Raw genomic sequence first — 20,490 nt, 5'->3', positions numbered from 1 at the left:
CCTCGGCTGGAAGGGGTTCGGACCTCCGGTGCCGCCGGATGGGCGGGATTCAGGTCAGCTTCACGACCGCGTCCAGCGGGGTCGTCGGTGTGGCCGAGCCGGGCGCCGGCTCCACTGTCACGCCCACATCGGACGCCCCGGGCATGCCGTCGACCACCTGCACCGCCGTGGACTGGCCCACACCGAGAGCGCCCGCCGACGCGGGTGTGCCGCCCCGGATCGTCCACAGCTGGTAGACCTTCCCCGGATCGGGGGCGCCGTCGGCGGCCAGCATGATCACCCCGGCGTTCCGCAGTCGCGAGCTGGCCACCGTGACCCGGCCGCCGCTGTTCAGCCGCTCGGCGTGCACCTGGACGTCCGGGGCGGACAGGATCGACCGGACCCTGGCCTCCCGCTGCTCGGCGAGAGCGGCCAGCTGGCGCGCGTCCCGTACCCGCTGATCTTGAATGGCCCAGACGGCCGCGCCCGCCCCGACCGCCGCGACCACGACGGCGGCCGCGGCCACCAGCCGCAACCGGCCCGGTGACCGGCGCCGCGCCGCGGGAAGCGCCAGAGGCGCGAGCTGACGGGTGCCGGAGATCTCGGCCAGCACGTTCTCCCGCAGCCGGGGCGGCGGCGCCGACCAGGCCCCGTCGGCCAGCCGGGCGGTGACCTCCCGCAGCTCGCCGGTCTCCATCCGGCAGACCTCGCACTCCCGCAGATGCCGGTCGAAGGCGGCCCGCTCGATGTCGTCGACCGCGTCCAGCACATACGCCCCGAGCAGGGCGTGCACATCAGGGCTCATGCCGCGGCCCCCGTCGAGAGGCAGTCGCGAAGGCGGATCAGGCCGTCGCGCATCCGGCTCTTGACGGTCGGCAACGGCACCCGCAGCAGCTCGGACACCTGCGGATACGAATGTCCCTGATAGAACGCGAGGGTGACGGCCTCCCGCTGCACCTCGGTCAGCACGTCCAGACAGTGCCGCACCTGCTGGCGTTCCAGCCGTCCGGTGACCTCGTCGGCCACCTCGTCATAGGGCGTGCCGATCGACGCCACCCCGACCTTGACCACCCGCTCGGCCGCGGCCTGCTCGGCACGCACCCGGTCGACGGCCCGCCGGTGCGCGATCGTGAACACCCACGAGGTCGCCGACCCGCGCTCCGGATCGAACCGGGCCGCCGTCCGCCACACCTCGACGAGCACCTCCTGCGCGACCTCCTCGGCCTGCGCCGGATCCCGCAACACCCTCCGGACCAGCCCGTAGACACGTGGCGCCACCAGGTCGTACAGCCTGCCGAACGCCTTCTCGTCGCCCCGCGCCACCGCCGCCAGCAACACCTCGGCGCCGGGCGCCGTCCCCGGTCCGGGCACCGGAGTCAGATACTCCGGCCGTCCGCCGATGTCGCGCTCCGCCATGTCTCTCCGCTTCTCGCAGACCCACTCTTCCAAAGGCCATTCGCAGCGGTCACCCTCACGGATGGGTGAGATCTTCCAGATTTTGTACGCTCACCGCCGCGATCTCCGTGCCACACCGGTCCGCGACGCGCCCTAACGCGCCACTGCCCACTCACCCACCCACCCACCCACCCACCCGCGGCGATCTTGGACGTCTTTCCGCCGTTTCGGGTGGGCGGACGTCCAAGATCGCCGTGGGGGCGCGACGATGACGGTCAGGTCCAGTCGTCTGATCGCCAGGCGGGGGCGGACTCGGCGGCCAGGCGGTTCCATGCGGCGGTGCCGCCGGGTAGCGGGCGGGCCTCGGTGCGGGCGTACTCGTCGGGGTAGAGGACCAGTGTCACCGGCGGCAGGCTCTCGGCCCGGGCGGCGGCCAGGCGGCTGTGGCCGTCGATCAGGAGCCAGCCGTCCAGGTTGCTCGCCCACCACAGCAGCAGCGGGGGAAGCAGGCCGTCGCGGGCCAGTTTGCGGTAGGCCTTCACCCGGCCGTCCTCGGTGGATGGCAGCGGGCGCAGCGGGACCACGCCGTTCCAGCCGTCGCCCAGCCAGTCGAGTTCGGCGTCGGGCCAGTCGAGCACCAGGTCTGTGGCCAGGCTGTAGGGCGGCAGGTTGCGGACGCCGGGGAGGCGGGGCCAGCCGGCGCTGAACCGGTGGGCCCAGGACTCGGCCGTGGTGATGCGGCGGGCCTCGTCGGCCTGGACCGGCGTCACCGGGGAGCGGAAACCGCCGGGTCGGTGCAGCCGGACGCCGTAGCGATGCGGATGGACCCGGGCGAACAGGACCGGCTGCCCCTGCTGGCGCAGCAGCATGCGGTCGGCGCCCGCCAGCTCCCACCACACACCCGGCACACTCACGCCCGAGATCATGCCGCATCCGGAGCGGGGCGGCGCCCGGGCCGGGATGGAGCGGCGGTCGGGTTCGGGCGCCGTGGGGTGAGGGTGACCACCGATCTGCGCCCGGCGCGGGCCTCGCGGGCCGGACCCGGCAGACGGTCGCCGTCTGCCCCGGGCAGCGCACCATCCCCGTACAAGGAAAGGAAGAGGGTGAGGCGCCCGGGGCCGTGAGCCCGCGATCAGCGTGAGGTCCGTCGTAGCCCGGTGGGGCGCTTCAGCGCTGATCCACCACCAGGCCGTTGTTGGCGGTAGCGTCGCTGGTCAGGGCCATGGTGAGCGGCGCTTCGGGGAAGGTGGCGATGGCGGCCAGCGCGGCGTTCAGCTCACGCTCGCCGGACCAGTGCCACGTGTCGGTGTAGGTGCCGTCGTCGAGCCGGACCAGCACCGTCGCGGTGAGGCCGGGGTGGGTCTCGCGCACCGTGCCGATCAGCGACGCCCGCCGGGCCAGGAACTCCTCCAGGTCGGCCGGGGCCACCGAGTACCGGTGCGAGCGGACCGCCGTCACCATGATCCGGCCTGCTGGCGGATCGGGGCGTTGAGCCGGTTGAACAGGTTCGTCGTGGCGATCGTCAGCAGGATCGCGGCCAGCTGCGGCTCGCTGAAGTGGGCGGCGGCCGCGTCCCACACGTCGTCCGGCACGGCGGCCGGCCGGTCGGTGACCGCCTCGGCCAGCGCCAGCGCGGCGCGTTCCGGCTCCGAGTAGTACGGGGTCTCCCGCCACGCCGCGACCACGCCGATCCGTTCGCCGGTCTCGCCGGCCTTGGTCAGGCTCTTCACGCCGGCGTCGACGCAGAAACCGCAGCCGTTGATCTGGCTGACCCGCAGGTGCACCAGGTCCAGCAGTTCCTCCGGCACACCCTGGGTGCGGGTGGCCGCCATCAGGTTCTGGATCGGCTGCATCGCGGCGGGGACGAGCACGGCCGGGTTCTTCATGCGCTGCATGGGGTTCCTCCTCGTTCGTTCTGCTTCGTTCTGGTGAGACAGAGGTTGTCGGACCCCGTTGATAGATTCGCGATGCATCGACGATGGGAGGCACATCGTGGGGGGCCTTCGCTTCGCACTTCTGGGACCTGTGCTGGTCATGGACGGCGGCGAGCCGCTGCCCGGGCTCGCCCCACGGCACCGTGCCGTCCTGGCCTATCTGCTGCTGCACGCCGGCACGGTGATCCCGATGGAGCGGCTCATCGAGGCGGTGTGGGGCCTCGACCAGCCGGAGACGGCACGGTCGCAGATCCACGCGGCGATCACCGCGCTGCGCCGGGCGATGGGTGGCACCGAGGTGCTGTTGACCCGCTCGGGCGGCTATCTGGCCGATCCCGGGCCGGGCAGCCTGGACGTGCGGGAGTTCAGCGATCTGGTGGCCGAGGGCCGGCTGCGGGAGGCGCTCGCCCTGTGGCGGGGCGAGGCGCTCGCCGACGTGCACGCGCACTACGCGGTCGCCGCCCGCGCGCTGCTCGCCGACCGGCGGCTCGCCGCGATCGAGCAGCTGATGGCGGCCGAGCTGACCGCCGGGCGGCATGCCGCCGTGCTGGACGAGCTGGCCGCCCACGTGGCGGCGCACCCGCTGCGGGAGCGGCTGGCCGGGCAGCTGGTCACGGCGCTGCACCGGTCCGGGCGGCAGGCCGACGCGCTGGCCGCGGCCCGGGCGTACCGGGAGGGGCTGGCCGAGGAGCAGGGCCTCGACCCGGGGGCCGGCTTCCTGGCCGTGGAGCAGAGCGCCCTGGCCGTGGCCCGGTCCAGCTTCCTGCCGTACGACGTGCCCGACTTCACCGGCCGTGACGACGAGCTGGACCGGATCGTCACCGATCCGCGCGGCGGCATCGTCACCATCGACGGGATGGCCGGGGTCGGCAAGACCACCCTGGCGATCCGGGCCGCCCACCGGCTGGCCGGCCGCTTCCCGGGCGGGCAGCTGTTCGCCGACATGAGCGGGCACACCGCGTCGGCGGCGCTGGAGGTCCTGCTGCGCCAGCTGGGTGTCACCGAGATCCCGCCCACCGAGGCCGGCCGTGCCGCCCTGTGGCGGGCCGAGCTGGCGTCGCGCCGGGTCCTGGTGGTGCTCGACAACGCGACCGACGGCGGTCACGTCCGGCCGCTGCTGCCCGGCAGTTCGGAGAGCCTGCTGCTGATCACCAGCCGGCGCCGGCTGGTCGACGTCGACGGCGCCCGCGCCCTGTCCATGGAGGTGCTGCCGCCCGGCGACGCGCTCGCCCTGTTCGGCGGCATCGTGGGGGAGCGGGCCGCCGCCGAGCCCGCGGCGGTCGCCGAGGTGCTCGGCCTGTGCGGGCATCTGCCGCTGGCCATCCGGCTGGCCGCCGCCCGGCTCCAGCACCGCCCACGGTGGAGCGTGTCCTATCTGGCGGGCCGCCTGCGGCTGGCCGACCTGGCCACCCCGGAGCGCAGCGTGGCGGCCGCCTTCACGGTGTCGTACGAGCAGCTCGACCCGGCCGAGCAGCGCATGTTCCGGCTGCTCGGGCCGGCCCCGGTGCGTGACGTCGAGCCGCACGCCGCGGCCGCCCTCGCCGGGCTGCCGGTGCCCGAGGCGGAGGACCTGCTGGAGAGCCTGCTCGACGCGAACCTGCTGATCCAGCGGGAGCCTGGCCGCTACACCATGCACGACCTGCTGCGCGAGCACGCCCGCTCGTTCCCGGAGGAGGACGGGGCGGTGATGCGGCTGCTCGTGCACTACCTGCACCGGTCCCGGTCGGCGGTCCGCCAGATGTTCCCGGCGAACGTCGGCGACCGGCCCGGGCTGCCACCCGAGCTGACCCCGGTCGAGCCGATCCGCGATCCCGCCGAGGCGTTGCGCTGGCTGGACGCCGAACGCGGCAACATCGTCGCCACCGCCGCCCACGTGCCCCGCATCTGTGTCGGGCACCTGGCGCACGCGCTGCGACCGTACCTGGACCGGCAGGCCCACCACGACGACGCCGTCACCCTGCACGGCATCGCCCTGGAGCGCAGCCGCGCCAACGGCGACCCGGACGTGTCCGGCCGCGCGCTCGCCGACCTCGCCTGGACCCACTGGCGGCGCGGCGACTACGAGCAGGCCGTCGACTGCGCCGGGCAGGCGCTCGCCGTCGCCGAGGACGACCCGTTCCCCCGGTCGATGGCCCTGCACACGCTCGGCGACGTGGCCTGGCGCCGCCGCGACACCGCGACCGCCGAGCGGCAGCTGAAACAGGCCCTCGACCTGGCCCGGATCGCCGGGGACCGGGCCCGGGAGGGGTTCGTCCTCGGTGACCTCGGCATGGTCCTGGACCGGCCGGGCCGCCACGAGGAGGCCCGCCGCCACCTGGATCTGGCCCTCGCCCTGCACCGGCGCGACGGCAACCCGCTCGGTGAGGCGCGGGTGCTCAACCAGATCGGCGCCCTGCTGTGCCATCAGGGCCGCCCCGCCGAGGCGGTGGAGCGACATCGGGAGGCGGGCCGCGTCTACCGGGCCATGGGCAACCGCACCGACGAGGCGGCGGCGTTCAACGGTCTCGGGGAGGCGGCGCTGGCGTGCGGCGACCCGGAGCGGGCGATCGACGAGCACACGCGGGCTGTGGAGTCCGGCGACCGTCCGGAGCGGGCTCGCGCCCATCACGGCCTGGCCCGGGCGCTGCTCGGCCTCGGGCGAGCCGGCGAGGCGGCGCCGCACGTCGACGAGGCGGTGCGTCTCTATCAGGAGCTGGGCGTGCCCGAGGCGGAGGAGGCCCGATCGCTCATGCCCGATTCGAGCAGGCGGAGCAGCAGGGCCAGCGGGGGCCAGCCGGTGCGGCCGGTGCGGACCACCGCGTAACAGCGCAGGATCGGGGCCGGGTCGCGCAGTGGCAGCAGGCGCACGCCGGGGCGGGTCGGGCCGGCGACCGGGAGCAGGCCCACGCCGAGGCCCGCCACCACCAGGTCCTGCAACAGTTCCAGGCTGTCCGAACGGTGGGTGATCAGCGGGTCGAAGCCGGCCATCGACGCGATCGTGCGGACCACCTGCTCGTCGGCGACGCCCCGGGAGTTGACGATCCAGTCGTGGTCGCGGTAGCGGGCCAGGACCGCCGGCGCGTCGGCGTCCACGGGCGGGTCGGTGGCCGGGACGCCGAGGGCCCATTCCGCCGACCACAGTGGGCGGGACACCACGGTCCGGTCCGGGGCGGCGGGGGCCAGGTTGAAGTCGTAGGTGAGGGCCAGGTCCAGGTCGTCGGCGGCGATCATGGCGAGGGCCTCGTCGGTCTCGTGTTCGTGGATGCGTACGCGTACCCGGGGGTGATCGTCGGCGAGCCGGGCCACGACGGGCAGCAGCGATCGGCGGATGGCCGTGCCGAAACCGGCGACGCGCAGCGTGCCGGCGGGTTCCGCGGCCGGGTCCAGGTCGAGACGGGCCGCCTCCAGCGCGGCCAGGACGGTGACCGCGTGTTCGGCGAGCCGCCGCCCGGCCGGGGTGAGCCGGACCCGCCGCCCGTCCGGTTCGATCAGGGGTGTCCCGGCCTCCCGGGCCAGCGCCGCGATCTGCTGCGACACGGTCGACGTGGTGGTGTGTGTCTCCTCGGCGACGGCACGCATCGACCCGAGCCGGGACAGCATCAGCAGAGTCTCCAGGCGGCGCACGTCCATGCCCCGATTGTTAAGTAGCAGCGAACAGTATGTCCAGCATCGTCACGTGGACACGAACGTTCGGATCGCATCTACTGGCGGCATGACGCTCACCGCCGTACGCCCGCGCACCGACACCCGCACCGGGGCGGCCCTCGCCGTCACCGCCATGACGTGCGTGCAACTGGGCCTGGCCGTCTCGGTGGGCCTCATCGACGACCTCGGCGTGGCCGGCGCGGCGTGGATCCGTCTGGCCTGGGCCGGCGTGCTGCTGTTCCTGCTGGTCCGGCCGCGCCTGACCGACCTGAGCCGGCGGGCCCTGTGGTCGGCGGTCGCCCTCGGCGTGGTCACCGGGACGATGACGATGCTGTTCATGGCGGCGGTCGCCCGGCTGCCGCTGGGCACCGCCAGCGCCCTGGAGTTCCTGGGCCCGCTCGGGGTGGCCGTGGTCCGCGGGCGGCGTCCGATGTGGCCGCTGCTCGCCGGGGCCGGGGTGCTGCTGCTGACCGAGCCGTGGCATGGCGGCGCCGACCCGGTGGGGGTGGCGTTCGCGCTGGCCGCGGCGGTGTGCTGGGCCGCGTACATCCTGCTCACCCAGCATGTCGGCGACGAGGGCGCCGGGCTGCGCGGCCTGGCCGTCTCGATGCCGGTCGCCGGTCTGGTCGCCACCGTGGTCGCCGGCCCGCAGGTGATCGGCCGGGTCACCGTCGACGTCCTGGTGGCCGGGCTGTTCCTGGCCGTGCTGCTGCCGGTGGTGCCGTTCGTGCTGGAGTTCCTGGCGCTGCGCCGGCTCACCACCGCCGCGTTCGGCACCCTGATGAGCCTGGAACCGGCCATCGCCGTACTGGCCGGCCTGATTCTGCTGCACCAGGTTCCGGGCTGGACGGCGGTCGCCGGCATCGGTTTGGTGGTCGCCGCCGGGATCGGTGCGGAACGCTCCGGCGCCCGTTAATGCGTTGCGGACCGGCCGGGGCGGCGGCTACAACTGGCCGCCGGATCGGATGGAGAAATTTTTGACCTTGGAAATCCGTCCGCTCACCGGCCCCGGTGAGCTGGACCTCTTCAACTCCTTCGACTACGTCCTGAACGAGGAGATCCCCGGCGATCTGAGCACCGGCCATCGCCGCCCCGAGTGGCTGTGGGTGGCCGTCCGCGACGGCCGGGTCACCGCCCGCGCCGCCTGGTGGTCCCGCCACGGCGACGAGAAGCCGATGTTCATGGACATCCTCGACGTGGCGCCCGGCCACCTCGACGACGGCGTCCGGCTGATCGAGGCGGCCACCGTCCACGCCCCGGAGTACGTTCGGTTCGTCCCACCGGACTGGCGCGACCACGGCCACGACTGGCTGCACGTCCTGGAACGCTCCGGCGCCCGGCTGTTCGTCGAGCGGCTGCGCCTGCAATGGCAGCCGGGCACCCCGGTCCGGCCAACCACGGGCCGGCTCGTCTTCCGGGAGCCGCACGCCGCCGACGAGCTGATCGGGCTCATGGAGCGGGTGCTCGACGGCACGCTCGACGCGCACAGCCGGGCCGAACTGGCCCGGATGAGTCCCCGCGAATGTGCCGCGCAGCAGTACCACGAGGAGTTGTCGCGCTATCCGAGCCCACCGGAGTGGTGGCGGGTCGCGACCCTCCCCGACGGGGATCCGGTCGGGTTCGTGATCCCGGCCCACAACGGGTACAACCCGATCCTCGCGTACATCGGCGTGGTGCCGGAGCATCGCGGCCGCGGCCACATCGACGACCTGCTGGCCGAGGGAACCCGCCTGCTCGCCGGGCAGGACGTGCCCCGGATCCGGGCGTCCACCGACCTCGGCAACGTGCCGATGGCGGCCGCCTTCGCCCGCGGCGGTTACGCCGTCCTCGAACACCAGGTAGACATGACCTGGTGACGTATGTGGAGATCAACGGTGCGGCGCCGGACGTCGAGGCGCTGCACCGTGCCGCCACCCGAATCCTCGGGCATTTCACCACCATGCAGGTCCGCGACGGCGCGGTGGCCGGCCTCGACCTGCACCTGCGGCGGCTGCGGGAGGGCTCGGCCGAGCTGTTCCCCGGCGCCGAACCGGCCGGCGACGACACGATCCGTGCGCTGATCGTTCAGGCGCTGCGCGGCGAGCCGGACGCCACGGTCCGTGTCACCATGCTCGCCGCCGACGAGGTCATGGTCTCGGTCCTCGAACCCGGCCCCGACACGCCACCGCCGCCGCTGCGCGCCCGCACCATCGTCTACGAACGCGAACTTCCCCACCTCAAGCACCGCGCCACCCTCGGCCTGTTCCACCACGCCGCCGAGGCGCAACGGGCCGGTTTCGACGACGTCGTCTTCACCGGCCGCGACGGCCTCCTCCGGGAGGGGTCCGTCTGGAACCTCGTGTTCTCCGACGGCAAGCACGTGATCTGGCCCGACGCGCCCATGCTGGCCGGCGTGACGATGCTGCTGCTGCGCCGCGAACTCGACGTCCCCCAGGCCGTGCGCGCGCTCACCGCCGCCGACCTGCCCGCCATGACCGGCGCGGCCGCCACCAACTCCCGCCACCCGGCCCAGCCGATCGCCGCCATCGACGACATTCTCTTCCCGGACACCCCCGCCCTGACGTCGGTGCTCCGGGAGGCTTGGTGCCGGGTCCCCTGGCAAAAGATCCTTTGATTCGGTACGCGTGACGCCGTCCCGTCTTTTTCAGGGCGGTTCCGCCCCGCCGCGCGAGCCCCCTGCCACTCCGGCCTGTGCCGCGCCCGCCGGGCTCAGATCGGTGCCCGGGCGGGTTGCCACTCCCTCAGATGCCGCCGCCTCTGCTTTCGGTCACGCCGCCCGGGCTCCCGGGTTGCCCGCTCCCGGCCGTCACGCCGCTCCCTCTGGGCGGGTGGTCACGGTTTGCCGGCCAGGCACGGGCTTGCCTGCTTGCGGCCGTTGCGCCGCTCCCTCTGGGCGGGTGGTCACGGTTTGCCGGCCAGGCACGGGCTTGCCTGCTTGCGGCCGTTGCGCCGCTCGGCCGGTCACCGTCGGCTGCGCGAGTCGTCCGCAGGTGTCAATGTGGATCTTGGGTGATCGTCACAGAACGCGCGATCTTGCGGCATTGTGGCCATCCGGGAGTCTTCTCCTCGGGTGTTTACGGTTCGACGTCAAGCGCCTGGTCGGGCGCGAATCGGCAGGGGCCGCCATCCGCCGCGCTAGGTGGAATCGGGGCTTTCGCCGGGAACAGATGACCGTTTCGCCCGCTTTACGTGCCGACGCTCTGCGATCTTGAACGATTGGCCACCCAGGACGGTGACAAATCGACCAAGATCGCTAAGGGTGACGCGTCCGCTGGACGAGGGATTGCGGATTCGGCCGTGGGCGGCCAAGGAGAAGACTCCCGGATGTATCCGATAACCCAAGGTCTCCCAGCGGAAATAGATCATGGACGATGATTGACCGCTGGACAACAACCAGGAATCAAGATCGGCCCGACAGCCACCATCGCCCAAGATTACGGTCACGGTGAGTGGCTTCCGGCGGGTTTCCCGTGGCGCGACCGGTATCAAGCGCCACCACCCGCCTGGCGTGAGCGGCGTGACGGCTGGGAGCGGCGTCCAGGTTGCCTGGCGATCACTACCGCAACCACCCGCCCAGAGGGAGCGGCGTGACGGCTGGGAGCGGCGTCCAGGTTGCCTGGCGATCACTACCGCAACCACCCGCCCAGAGGGAGCGGCGTGACGGCTGGGAGCAGCGTCCAGGTTGCCTGGGAAGAACCACCGCAGGAGCGGCGCGACGGCCGGGAACACGACCCCGGGTGCCTGGGAAGCGCAAACCGCAACCACCCACCCCGAGCGACCGGCGGGACATGCGGGGGTGTCCAACCGATCTGCGCCCGGCGCGGGCGGCACAGGCCGGAGTGGGCAGTCAGGTCGCTGCCTTCCCCCGGCGGCGCACGTGGCCCGTACCGGAAATGGGTTTGGGGGTTGGCGGGTCGGTGCTAGCGTTCGGGCCGCTGAAAGGGGACATCGGTGCCGAAGCTGAACCAGATCATCGCCGTCGAGAAGGGCGTCAAGAGCAAGGCGTTCGCCGACCTGAGCGAGGCGCATCACGCCGTGCAGAAGACGGCGCCGCTCGCCGGCATCTCCCGGACCTACCAGCCGAAGGACGAGGAGGGTGAGCAGCTGCCCGCCGAGTCGACGCGGGTGCAGATCAAGTCGGAGGAGATCCTCCGTGACGTGTCCCGCACCCTGACCCGGCTGTTCGACGTCACCGCCACCAAGGACTGGACGAACTGTGTGGCCCGCGCCGACGTGGTCGTCGACGGCCGTGTGATCGCCGCCCAGGTGCCGGTGACCTACCTGCTGTTCCTCGAGAAGCAGCTCGTCGACCTGCACACGTTCGTGAAGAAGCTGCCGGTCCTCGACGCCGCCGAGTCCTGGGTGCGCGACGACTCCACCGACAGTTGGCGGACCGACCCGGTGCGCACCAACCGCACCAAGAAGGTGCCGCGCAACCACGTGAAGGCGGAGGCCACCGAGAAGCACCCGGCCCAGGTCGAGGTGTACTACGAGGATGTCACCGTCGGCTACTGGACCACCGTGAAGTTCTCCGGGGCGCTGCCGGCCAAGCGGGTCAACGAGATCCTCGACCGGGTGCTGTCGTTGCAGACCGCGGTGAAGTTCGCGCGCGAGGAGGCCAACAACACCGAGGCCGTCGACCAGCGGGTCGGCGCCGCGGTCTTCGACTTCCTGTTCGGGTGATGACCCGTCACAGACCCCCGTGGGAGCGCGGGGTGCGCCCGAATTCCGGGCGCGAAGCTGACAGCTGAGGCTGAAGCTGAACCACCCGGTGACAGTGCGGGTTCGAGTCCCGCCCCCTGCATTCCCCGCGGGGGTAGCCCAACTGGCAGAGGCAGCCGGGATGAGACTCAGATTCTCGCTCCAATGTCAGCATTCACCACTGATCGCCAGATCGAACGAGCAGGACAGAGACACCGGATGCCGGTTCAATTCCGGCCCGCTCCGCTTTCGGGGGGCGGTAGTTTAAAGGCAAAACCCGGATGTCATCAGGGTGATCCTCGCTCTTAAACGTGCTGGCGTGTGCAACTCAGTGGTACGCGGAAGCCCGGGAGCTGGCCATGCTCCCGGGCTTCACCAAACAGCCGAAACCGTCTGGCTGCATCAACATCGCCAGATCGAGCCGGGCGGCCCGGGGCTGGATGCGGATGGATGCATCGCAGGCTATTTCGTCGTCCACGATCCGACGGTGTCGGCGCCGAATCCGCCGGGCGCCCACTCGACGGCGCCCGCCTTCATTCCCGCATCGAAGGCGATCTTCCCGGCGCGTTTCTGGCCGGCCCGTAGATCGGTGGCGTCCAGGGACGGGTCGTCGCAACCGGAGAACACGCTCGACAGCGAGTTCGCCGAAGTGCCGTCGTCGGCGACGAACGTGAAGTCCAGCGGGTTCACCGAACCCTTGCCCTTGGTTTGGGTGACCAGCACGTCCACCACCACGTACATGCCCTGCTTCGGATCAACGTCGAGGCTGTTGCAGCCCTGCCGGTGGGTCTTCACTGACCGGACCACGGCGGTGGTGACGTCTCCGCCGTCTTGGTGGACGATCGCTGTCCCGACGGGGATCCCGAACGTCTCCGCCGGTGTTGCGGTGGTCTTCTCTTCCTGGCCCGGCTGTGCTTGCAGCGGCCGGGCGGCCCCATCATCCTGTGCCGCTTGGGTGGCTGTGGGGGTGATGTTGGTGGTGCCGGTGTCCTCCGTCAGTGCTATCAGGCCGACGGTGACCACCGCGGCGGCGCCGGCGAGCCACAGCACTGCACGGCGCCCGCCCGAAGACTTTCCTGAGCCGGGGCTTGGCGGCGGAAACCCGGCCTGCGGAGGCTGAGGCGGCATCGGATAGCCGGGGCCAGGCTGCGGCTGGTACGAGGGCGGGTAGCTCATGGCGGCTGCTCCACGGACCGGGCTGCTGGGACTGGAATGGCGGCTGGGCCCCAGTCCCGTGACACCCGGCCGCACCCGTCCAACCGGCGATCGTCCGCCACCGCGATGGGCTGATCCGGCGACAACGAGCGACGAACGGCTGAGCAATGCCCGGCACGAGTGACAAGCCCGGGCGCTGGAACGGCAGCGTCTCAGGATCCGGGCGTGTTTTCCGGCGCAACCATCGCCTCGCCGGACGAAACCGCAGGTCAGCGAGGGCGACGAGCCCGGCGCAGGTGGCGCAGCCACCCACCGCTTCCAGTTTTCCTATGCGCTTTATAGGTTTATCCCGACGAAGTGCGGGAGGTGATCGAGATGGGGCAACCGGCAGTGGCCGAGGCGCGGTGGCGGCGCGCCGACCGGGCGCGGCAGATCGCCGACGTGCTGCGGCATCAGGTGCTCGCCGGGGCGTATCGGCACCTGCCCGGCGAGGCGCAGCTCTGCCACGACTTCGAGGCGTCCCGCAACACCGTCCGGGAGGCGCTCGGGCTGCTGGCCGCGGAGGGCCTGGTGGCGCGCCAGCCCGGCGTCGGCACCCTGGTCGTCACCGCCAAGTACGCCCACGGCCTGCACCGCCTGGCCGGGCTCGCCGAGACCCTGCACGAGCACGGTGAGATCACCAACGAGGTGCGTACGGTCGCTCTGGTCCGCCCGCCCACCGTGGTCGCGCAGCGGCTCCGGATCCCGGACGGTGAGCAGGTCCTCTACCTGGAGCGGGTGCGCAGCCTGGACGGCGCCCCGGTCTCGCTGGATCTCACCTATCTGCCGCAGGACATCGGTGTCCCGCTGCTCGCCGAGGATCTGGCCGGGCGGGACGTGTTCGTGCTCATCGAGGAGCTGACCGGGCAGAGTCTGGGCACCGCCGACATCAGTATCGAGGCGGTCAACGCCGACCCGCACAGCGCCGACCTGATCGGTGTCGCTGACCGGGCCGCGCTGCTCATGATCGAACGGGTCACCCATCTGGCCGACGGCCGCCCGGTGGATCTGGAGTGGATCCGGTTCCGTGGGGACCGGCTGACCCTGGTGACCCGGCTGAGCCGTATCAGCAGTTTCTGAATCGCAGGAGAATCCCATGGCGCTGGTCAATCAGCGGGTCGATGTGCCCGTAGTCATCGATAAAAGTCTATGTATTGACGAGTGCACGCTCTGCGTCGACATGTGTCCACTCGACTCGCTGGCCATCGACCCGGAGACCAGCAAGGCGTACATGCATGTGGACGAGTGCTGGTACTGCGGCCCGTGCGCGGCCCGCTGCCCGACCGGCGCGGTGACCGTCAACATGCCGGTGCTGATCCGATGAGGGTGCGCATCGCCGCCGCGGCGGCCGTCGTCCTCGGCCTCTCCGGTTGCACGGTCGCCGGGCAGGCGGCGGCCGAAGGCGCCGAACAGGTGGTCGTCGGTTACCAGTCCAAGACCATCAACACGGTCACCGCCGGCACGCTGCTGCGCGCCCAGGGTTTCCTGGAGAAGCGGCTCGGCGACGGCTACCAGGTCGTCTGGCAGGACTACGACACCGGCGCCCCGATCACCGCCCAGATGATGGCCGGGAAGATCGACATCGGCTCGATGGGTGACTATCCGCTGCTCATCAACGGCGCCCGCGGCCAGCAGTCGGAGCAGACCCGGACGAAGATGATCGCGGTCACCGGCTACAACCAGCGCGGCGCCCTCAACACCGTGGTGGTGGCCAACGACGCCGAGATCGATTCTTTGAAAGACCTGAAGGGCAGGGTCGTCTCCACCAGCGTCGGCTCGGCCGCGCACGGGCTGCTCGTGCAGGCGCTGCGTAGGGAAGGCCTGAAGGACACCGACGTCAAGGTGGAGAACCAGCAGCCACCCGTCGGCGCCTCCGCCCTCCAGTCCGGCAACGTCGACGCGCTGTCGCAGTTCGTCGCCTGGCCCGGCCTGCTCGTGCACCGTGGCGAGGCGACCGTCCTCTACGACGGCGGCGCGCTCGGTGTGCCCACCCTGCACGGGACCGTTGTCCGCGAGTCCTGGGCCGACGAGAACCCGGACGTCGTGAAGGCCTTCCTGGCGGCCCAGCAGGACGCCACCGAGTTCCTCTGGCAGCACCCCCTGGAAGCCGCCGAGATCGTCGCGAAGGCGACCGGGCTGCCGGCCGAGGTGGTCTACCTCTACAACGGCGCGAACGGCATCGCCACCTTCGACCTGCCGATCACGTCCGAGCTGCGTGCCGCCCTGGGCCAGGACGTGCCGTTCCTCAAGTCGATCGGGGTGCTCCAGGACATCGACCTGGACGCGTTCGTCGACGACACCCTGGTCGCGGCGGGCGGCACTCCCGGGGCGGTGCTCAGCGGCACCGACGCGATCTGCGGGAAGCCGGTCGGGGACCGGGCGCTCGCCGGTGAGCTGTGGCTCGACGGGGAGACGAGCACGCACGCCGCGGCCGACCCCACCTGCCTGCTGAAGGCGGTGAAGGCCGCGACGACGGCCGGCAGGAAGATCCGGGCCGCGTACGTGCCGGACGCCGGCACCGGCACCCGCTGGTTCGCCGACCGCAGCACCTGGGTACGCGACGGCGACCGCTTCCTGCCGTTCGTCACCGGGGCCGCGGCCCTGGCCTACAACACCGCCCACCCGGGGTCGCGCGTCCTCGCGTACGAGAAGGCCGTGAACGAGGCATGACCACCACCCTCGCCGCGCCGTCCCGGGAAGCCCGCGCCGGGACCGGGCCGAAGCGGCAGCGAGGCCGCCGGGTGAACCGCTGGCTGATCCGCGCCGCCTCGCTGCTGACCGCCCTGCTGGTGTGGCAGTGGCTGACCGTCACCGACGCCACCCTGTGGATCCGCTTCGACCGGCTGCCCACGCCGGTCGAGGTGGCCGGGCAGCTCGGCCTGCTGCTGCGGGACCCGCTGTACTACCTGGACATCGCGCAGAGCCTGGTCCGGATTCTCACCGGGTTCGCCCTGGCCGCGGTCGCCGGGATCGCCGCCGGTATCGCGGTGGCCCGTTCCCGGCTGCTGTCCGACCTGCTGCAACCGCTGTTCGAGGTGGTCCGGCCGATCCCGGCGATCGCCCTGGTGCCGGTGGCGATCCTGCTGTTCCCGGAGAACGAGCAGGGCATCGTGTTCATCACCTTCACCGCGGCGTTCTTCCCGATCCTGGTCAGCACCCGGCACGCGGTCCGCGCGCTGCCGACGGTGTGGGAGGACGCCGTCCGCACGATGGGCGGCGGGCGCTGGCGGGTGCTGCTCAGCGTGGTGCTGCCCGGTGCCCTGCCGGGCGTGTTCGGTGGCCTGTCGGTCGGCATGGGCGTGGCCTGGATCTGCGTCATCTCCGCCGAGATGATCTCCGGTGACTACGGCGTCGGGTACCGCACCTGGCACGCCTACACGATCGTCGACTACCCGGCCGTGCTGGTCGGGATGATCACCATCGGGGTGCTCGGCTTCGCCACCGCGGGCGCCGTCGAACTGCTCGGCCGCAAGGTGGTGGGGGACCGGTGAGCCTCGCCTTCCACATCAACGGCGTGAGCCTCGGGCACGGCGACGAGACCGTGGTGCACGGCATCGACCTCGACATCCGCCCCGGCGAGGTGCTGGTCGTGGTCGGCGCCTCCGGCTGCGGCAAGTCCACCCTGCTGCGCAGCCTGGCCGGCCTGCTCCCGGTCCGCGGCGGCGCCCTGCTCGCCGACGGCGCCCCGATCACCGGCCCGTCCCCGGACCGGGCGCTGGTCTTCCAGGACGACGCCCTGCTCCCGTGGCGCAGCGCCCGCCGCAACGTGGAGCTGCCGCTGGCCATCCGCCGGGTGCCGCGCGGCGAACGCCGCCGCCTGGCCGACCACTGGCTCGCCCAGGTCGGGCTCGCCGATCACGGCGACCGGCGGCCCGGCAAGCTGTCCGGCGGCATGCGCCAGCGGGTGCAGCTGGCCCGCACGCTGGCCGGTGAGCCGAAGGCGATCCTGATGGACGAGCCGTTCGGGGCGCTGGACGCGCAGACCCGCGCCGCCATGCAGCGGCTGCTCGTCGAGGTGCTGCGGACCACCCCGGCCACCGTCGTCTTCATCACCCACGACGTCGACGAGGCGCTCTACCTCGGCGACCGGGTCGCGGTCCTCGGCCCGGACGGCGTGCGCACCCTGATCGACGTCCCCGAACCCCGTGATCCGGCGACCCGCGGCACCCCCGTGGTCCGCGCGGCCCGCGAAGAGATCCTGAGGAGCCTCACGTGACCCGCCACCTCACCACCGACGTGCTGGTCATCGGCGGCGGCACGGCCGGCACCATGGCCGCGCTGTCCGCCGCGGAAGCCGGCGCGAACGTCCTGCTGCTGGAGAAGGCGCACGTCCGGCACTCCGGGGCGCTGGCCATGGGCATGGACGGCGTCAACAACGCGGTCATCCCGGGCAAGGCCACCCCCGAGGACTACGTCCGCGAGATCACCCGCGCCAACGACGGCATCGTCAACCAGCGCACCGTCCACCAGACCGCGGTCCGCGGCCACGCCATGGTGCAACGGCTGGAGAGGTACGGCGTCAAGTTCGAGAAGGACGAGTACGGCGAGTACGCGGTCCGCCAGGTGCACCGCTCCGGCCGGTACGTGCTGCCGATGCCGGAGGGCCGCGACATCAAGAAGGTCCTCTACCGGGTGCTGCGCAGCCGCCACAACCGGGAGCGGATCCAGATCGAGAACCGGGTCATGCCGGTCCGGGTCCTCACCCATGAGGGCCGGGCGGTCGGCGCGGCCGGGTTCGACACCCGCAGCGGCGAGTTCGTCACCGTGACCGCGAACGCCGTCGTCCTGGCCACCGGCGCGTGCGGTCGGCTCGGCCTGCCGGCCAGCGGCTACCTCTACGGCACCTACGAGAACCCGACCAACGCCGGCGACGGGTACGCCATGGCCTACCACGCCGGGGCGGAGCTGTCCGGGATCGAATGCTTCCAGATCAACCCGCTGATCAAGGATTACAACGGGCCGGCCTGCGCCTATGTGGCCAATCCGTTCGGCGGCTATCAGGTCAACAACCGGGGCGAACGGTTCGTCGACTGCGACTACTGGTCCGGGCAGATGATGTCCGAGGTGGCCCGGGAACTCGACTCCGACCGCGGGCCGATCTATCTGAAGCTCAGCCATCTGCCGGACGAGACGATCGCCACCGTGGAGGGCATTCTGCACTCCACCGAACGGCCGTCGCGGGGGACGTTCCACGCCGGGCGCGGCCACGATTACCGCACCCATGACATCGAGATGCACATCTCCGAGATCGGGTTGTGCGGCGGGCATTCCGCGTCGGGGGTGTGGGTCGACGAGAACGGGGCGACCACGGTTCCGGGCCTCTATGCGGCCGGGGATCTGGCGTGTGTGCCGCACAACTACATGATCGGGGCGTTCGTCTACGGGGATTTGGCCGGGACGCATGCGGCCGGTCTCGGCGCTCACGCGGCGGTTCTCCCCGAAGATCAGATCGAGGCTGCCCGGGAACTCATCTATCGCCCGCTGGAGCACCCCGACGGGCCGCCCCAGCAGCAGGTCGAATACAAGCTGCGCCGCTTCGTCAACGACTATGTGGCGCCGCCGAAATCGGCCGCCAAACTCGAGATCGCCGTCGAGACGTTCCACCGGATGACCGGCGAGATCGCCGAGATGGGCGGCCGCACCCCGCACGAGCTCATGCGCTGCGTGGAGGTCAGTTTCATCCGCGACTGCGCCGAGATGGCCGCCCGCGCCTCCCTCGTGCGCACCGAGAGCCGCTGGGGCCTCTACCACGACCGCGCCGACCACCCGTCCCGTGACGACGACGAATGGCTCTACCACCTCAATCTGCGCCGCGACGCCGCCGGTGAGATGGAATTCGTCAAACGGCCGGTCGCCGAATACCTGTTCCCGGTCGACGGATTCCAGCCCCCGCCGGGCCCCGCCGAAACCCCCGTTTCCGAGCCCCGGCGATTCGGCGCCACCGCACTGCACAAAACCGTCGATCGTACGGGTGAGAGCACCTCGACCGCGGCGGCCGCACGCATCGTGGCCGTCCTCGCGCTCGCCGAACAGGAACCCGCCCTGACCGCTTTCGCCCAGTACCTCGACGACGCCGACGCGGGCGTACGCCGTACCGCCGTCGCGACGCTCACCGAGGTCGCCCCGCCCGGAGTGGCCGACGCCCTGGTCGGCGCCCTCGCCGACCCCGACCGCACGGTGCGCGCCGCCGCGGTGACCGGCCTGCGGGAACTCGCCGACGTCCTGCCCGCCACCGAGGACCTGGCCGGGCGGCTGCGGGCCGGCTACGCGAGCACCGACACCGCGGTCCGCGAGATCGTGATCGAGCTCCTGCGGATCATCGATCTGGGCACTCCCGCCGACTTCCGGGCCGCCGCCGAGGACGTCGACGTGGCGGTCCGTCTCCAGGCCGTCCGCGGTCTGGTCCGCCGCGACGACGTCGGCGGTCTCGCCGCGGCCGCCCTCGACCCGGCCCGCGAGGTGCGGGTGGCGGCCGCGCACGGCCTCGGCACGGTCGGTGACCCGGCCGCCGCCGCCACCCTGCATCGGCTCACCGGCGACGACGACGTGCTGGTCCGGGCGGCCGCACTGGCCGCGGCCGCCGGCATCGGCTGCCCGCCGCCGCTCGCCGCCACCGCGGTCGCCGCGCTCGGCGACCCGGCATGGCAGGTGCGCGAGGGCGCCGCGCTCGGCGACCCGGCATGGCAGGTGCGCGAGGGCGCCGCCAAGGGCCTGGCCGCCGCCGAGCCGGACGTCGCCGCCCCGGCCCTGGCCGGCGCCGCCCGCGACGACAACCTCGACGTCCGCAAGGCCGCCGTCCGCTCCCTCGGCGGCTGGCCCGGCCGACCGGACGTGGCCGCCGCCCTGCGGGCCGCCGCCGACGATCCGGACGCCGACGTCCGCGCCTGGGCTCGCCGGGCGCTGGCCCCGCAACAGCGGGCCTCAACCCCGGGACAGCGGGACGCGACCGTCCCGGCCTAAGGTGTCGCGATGCGAAAGAAACTATGGTTGGCGGGATTTGCCGCGGCCGCCGTCAGCCTCTCCGGCTGCGGCGCCCCCGCGTCGACTCCCGCGGAGCCCGCAGTGGAGGCCGCGCCCGCGGCCGCCGTGGCGCCCGTCGAGGTCGAACTGGCCGCGGCCGCCGCCACCTACAAGTACGTCTTCCCGGTACGGGCGAAGAACGCCTCCTACCACAAGACCCACTCCGGCTACCCGGCGACGGACATCTTCGCCGCCTGTGGCAAGCCGTTCGTCGCCACCACCGGTGGTGTCGTCCTCGAGGTGAGCCGGGTCGACAAGTACAAGAAGGGCGTGCCGGACGGGCCGTACAACGGTGGCAAGTTCGTCTCCATCCTCGGTGACGACGGCGTCCGCTACTACGGCTCGCACCTGAGCAAGGTGACCGCCGGCATCAAGAAGGGTGTCCGGGTCAAGGCCGGGCAGTCGCTGGGCAAGGTCGGCAAGACCGGCAACTCCAGCGGCGTCTGCCACGTGCACTACGGCATCTCGCCGGCGTGCAAGAAGACCGGCGACTGGAAGGTCCGCCGCGGCGTCGTCTGGCCCGCGTCGTACCTCACCTCGTGGCGCAAGGGCGGGCAGAAGAGCCCGGTCAAGGCGGTCGCCGCCTGGAACAAGAAGAACAACTGCAAGGCCTGATCCCAGGCGTGACGTCTCACCCCGGTCA

19 protein-coding genes are annotated in these 20,490 nt (G+C 72.1%); 12 read left to right on the top strand and 7 right to left on the bottom strand.

Annotated features, from left to right (window positions below; translation table 11 throughout):
* Nucleotides 1–49: 49 nt before the first annotated feature.
* From BJ964_RS41970 to BJ964_RS41950, 5 genes are all read right to left on the bottom strand, one after another.
* The gene (locus tag BJ964_RS41970; protein ID WP_188125860.1) at nucleotides 50–784 is read right to left on the bottom strand and encodes an anti-sigma factor; all 735 of its coding nucleotides are present in this window, start codon (nucleotides 782–784) and stop codon (nucleotides 50–52) included.
* Nucleotides 781–1,395 (bottom strand): ECF RNA polymerase sigma factor SigK, encoded by a 615-nt coding sequence (gene sigK, locus BJ964_RS41965; protein ID WP_188125859.1) that lies wholly within the window; start codon nucleotides 1,393–1,395, stop codon nucleotides 781–783. The genes BJ964_RS41970 and sigK overlap by 4 nt, the downstream gene beginning before the upstream one ends.
* 254 nt (nucleotides 1,396–1,649) lie before the next feature.
* Complete coding sequence (locus BJ964_RS47615; protein WP_203832938.1) at nucleotides 1,650–2,288, bottom strand: hypothetical protein; 639 nt, start codon at nucleotides 2,286–2,288, stop codon at nucleotides 1,650–1,652.
* A gap of 253 nt (nucleotides 2,289–2,541) precedes the next feature.
* A complete protein-coding gene (locus BJ964_RS41955) occupies nucleotides 2,542–2,835 on the bottom strand; it encodes a hypothetical protein (RefSeq protein ID WP_223149705.1) in 294 nt (97 codons plus the stop codon).
* Nucleotides 2,829–3,269, bottom strand: coding sequence for a carboxymuconolactone decarboxylase family protein (locus BJ964_RS41950; RefSeq protein WP_188125858.1), 441 nt, complete (start codon nucleotides 3,267–3,269; stop codon nucleotides 2,829–2,831). Before BJ964_RS41950 ends, BJ964_RS41955 begins: the two co-directional genes overlap by 7 nt.
* Nucleotides 3,270–3,366: 97 nt before the next feature.
* Here BJ964_RS41950 and BJ964_RS41945 point away from each other — a divergent pair, with 97 nt between their 5' ends.
* Nucleotides 3,367–6,111, top strand: a complete 2,745-nt coding sequence (locus BJ964_RS41945; RefSeq protein WP_229806723.1) for an AfsR/SARP family transcriptional regulator — start codon at nucleotides 3,367–3,369, stop codon at nucleotides 6,109–6,111.
* On the opposite strand, the gene BJ964_RS41940 is transcribed toward BJ964_RS41945, so the two are convergent.
* Nucleotides 5,994–6,917, bottom strand: coding sequence for a LysR family transcriptional regulator (locus BJ964_RS41940; RefSeq protein ID WP_188125857.1), 924 nt, complete (start codon nucleotides 6,915–6,917; stop codon nucleotides 5,994–5,996). The genes BJ964_RS41945 and BJ964_RS41940 overlap by 118 nt on opposite strands.
* 46 nt (nucleotides 6,918–6,963) lie before the next feature.
* Between BJ964_RS41940 and BJ964_RS49400 the strand changes: the two genes are divergently transcribed.
* The 4 genes from BJ964_RS49400 (at nucleotide 6,964) to BJ964_RS41920 (ending at nucleotide 11,615) form a co-directional block, all read left to right on the top strand.
* A complete protein-coding gene (locus tag BJ964_RS49400; protein ID WP_203832939.1) occupies nucleotides 6,964–7,848 on the top strand; it encodes an EamA family transporter in 885 nt (294 codons plus the stop codon).
* A 61-nt stretch (nucleotides 7,849–7,909) separates the two neighbouring features.
* Nucleotides 7,910–8,788 (top strand): GNAT family N-acetyltransferase, encoded by an 879-nt coding sequence (locus BJ964_RS41930; RefSeq protein WP_229806722.1) that lies wholly within the window; start codon nucleotides 7,910–7,912, stop codon nucleotides 8,786–8,788.
* Entirely contained in the window at nucleotides 8,785–9,546 is a 762-nt protein-coding gene (locus tag BJ964_RS41925; protein ID WP_188125855.1) for an aminotransferase class IV, read from the top strand. The genes BJ964_RS41930 and BJ964_RS41925 overlap by 4 nt, the downstream gene beginning before the upstream one ends.
* Before the next feature lie 1,337 nt (nucleotides 9,547–10,883).
* On the top strand, nucleotides 10,884–11,615 hold the full coding sequence (locus BJ964_RS41920) for a DUF7873 family protein (RefSeq protein ID WP_188125854.1): 732 nt from the start codon (nucleotides 10,884–10,886) through the stop codon (nucleotides 11,613–11,615).
* 480 nt (nucleotides 11,616–12,095) lie between these two features.
* On the opposite strand, the gene BJ964_RS41915 is transcribed toward BJ964_RS41920, so the two are convergent.
* Entirely contained in the window at nucleotides 12,096–12,683 is a 588-nt protein-coding gene (locus BJ964_RS41915) for a DUF4352 domain-containing protein (protein ID WP_188125853.1), read from the bottom strand.
* Between the two features lie 480 nt (nucleotides 12,684–13,163).
* Here BJ964_RS41915 and BJ964_RS41910 point away from each other — a divergent pair, with 480 nt between their 5' ends.
* Genes BJ964_RS41910 through BJ964_RS41880 form a run of 7 tightly spaced genes read left to right on the top strand, consistent with a single transcriptional unit; the run spans nucleotide 13,164 to nucleotide 20,462 of the window.
* Nucleotides 13,164–13,907 carry a GntR family transcriptional regulator gene (locus BJ964_RS41910; protein WP_188125852.1) on the top strand — a complete coding sequence of 248 codons (744 nt, stop codon included), beginning with the start codon at nucleotides 13,164–13,166 and terminating at the stop codon, nucleotides 13,905–13,907.
* Between the two features lie 16 nt (nucleotides 13,908–13,923).
* The gene (locus BJ964_RS41905) at nucleotides 13,924–14,151 is read left to right on the top strand and encodes a 4Fe-4S dicluster domain-containing protein (protein ID WP_188125851.1); all 228 of its coding nucleotides are present in this window, start codon (nucleotides 13,924–13,926) and stop codon (nucleotides 14,149–14,151) included.
* On the top strand, nucleotides 14,148–15,497 hold the full coding sequence (locus tag BJ964_RS41900; RefSeq protein WP_188125850.1) for an aliphatic sulfonate ABC transporter substrate-binding protein: 1,350 nt from the start codon (nucleotides 14,148–14,150) through the stop codon (nucleotides 15,495–15,497). The genes BJ964_RS41905 and BJ964_RS41900 overlap by 4 nt, the downstream gene beginning before the upstream one ends.
* On the top strand, nucleotides 15,494–16,318 hold the full coding sequence (locus BJ964_RS48775; RefSeq protein WP_188125849.1) for an ABC transporter permease: 825 nt from the start codon (nucleotides 15,494–15,496) through the stop codon (nucleotides 16,316–16,318). Before BJ964_RS41900 ends, BJ964_RS48775 begins: the two co-directional genes overlap by 4 nt.
* A complete protein-coding gene (locus BJ964_RS41890) occupies nucleotides 16,315–17,043 on the top strand; it encodes an ABC transporter ATP-binding protein (protein WP_188125848.1) in 729 nt (242 codons plus the stop codon). Before BJ964_RS48775 ends, BJ964_RS41890 begins: the two co-directional genes overlap by 4 nt.
* A complete protein-coding gene (locus BJ964_RS41885; protein ID WP_188125847.1) occupies nucleotides 17,040–19,787 on the top strand; it encodes a fumarate reductase/succinate dehydrogenase flavoprotein subunit in 2,748 nt (915 codons plus the stop codon). Before BJ964_RS41890 ends, BJ964_RS41885 begins: the two co-directional genes overlap by 4 nt.
* Before the next feature lie 9 nt (nucleotides 19,788–19,796).
* Entirely contained in the window at nucleotides 19,797–20,462 is a 666-nt protein-coding gene (locus tag BJ964_RS41880) for a M23 family metallopeptidase (protein ID WP_188125846.1), read from the top strand.
* The last annotated feature ends 28 nt before the right edge of the window (nucleotides 20,463–20,490 follow it).

It is taken from the genome of Actinoplanes lobatus (assembly GCF_014205215.1).
GTDB lineage: Bacteria > Actinomycetota > Actinomycetes > Mycobacteriales > Micromonosporaceae > Actinoplanes > Actinoplanes lobatus.
Note: the sequence above shows the minus strand (reverse complement) of the source record. Positions and strands in the feature narration are given on the sequence as shown.

Bases quoted from the DNA above. Each gene is read 5' to 3' on its own strand.
- BJ964_RS48775 (WP_188125849.1), top strand. From the start codon at position 15,494: ATGACCACCACCCTCGCCGCGCCGTCCCGGGAAGCCCGCGCCGGGACC.
- sigK (WP_188125859.1), bottom strand. From the start codon at position 1,395: ATGGCGGAGCGCGACATCGGCGGACGGCCGGAGTATCTGACTCCGGTG.
- BJ964_RS41900 (WP_188125850.1), top strand. From the start codon at position 14,148: ATGAGGGTGCGCATCGCCGCCGCGGCGGCCGTCGTCCTCGGCCTCTCC.
- BJ964_RS41905 (WP_188125851.1), top strand. From the start codon at position 13,924: ATGGCGCTGGTCAATCAGCGGGTCGATGTGCCCGTAGTCATCGATAAA.
- BJ964_RS41970 (WP_188125860.1), bottom strand. From the start codon at position 784: ATGAGCCCTGATGTGCACGCCCTGCTCGGGGCGTATGTGCTGGACGCG.
- BJ964_RS41910 (WP_188125852.1), top strand. From the start codon at position 13,164: ATGGGGCAACCGGCAGTGGCCGAGGCGCGGTGGCGGCGCGCCGACCGG.
- BJ964_RS41950 (WP_188125858.1), bottom strand. From the start codon at position 3,269: ATGCAGCGCATGAAGAACCCGGCCGTGCTCGTCCCCGCCGCGATGCAG.
- BJ964_RS41940 (WP_188125857.1), bottom strand. From the start codon at position 6,917: ATGGACGTGCGCCGCCTGGAGACTCTGCTGATGCTGTCCCGGCTCGGG.
- BJ964_RS41880 (WP_188125846.1), top strand. From the start codon at position 19,797: ATGCGAAAGAAACTATGGTTGGCGGGATTTGCCGCGGCCGCCGTCAGC.
- BJ964_RS41955 (WP_223149705.1), bottom strand. From the start codon at position 2,835: ATGGTGACGGCGGTCCGCTCGCACCGGTACTCGGTGGCCCCGGCCGAC.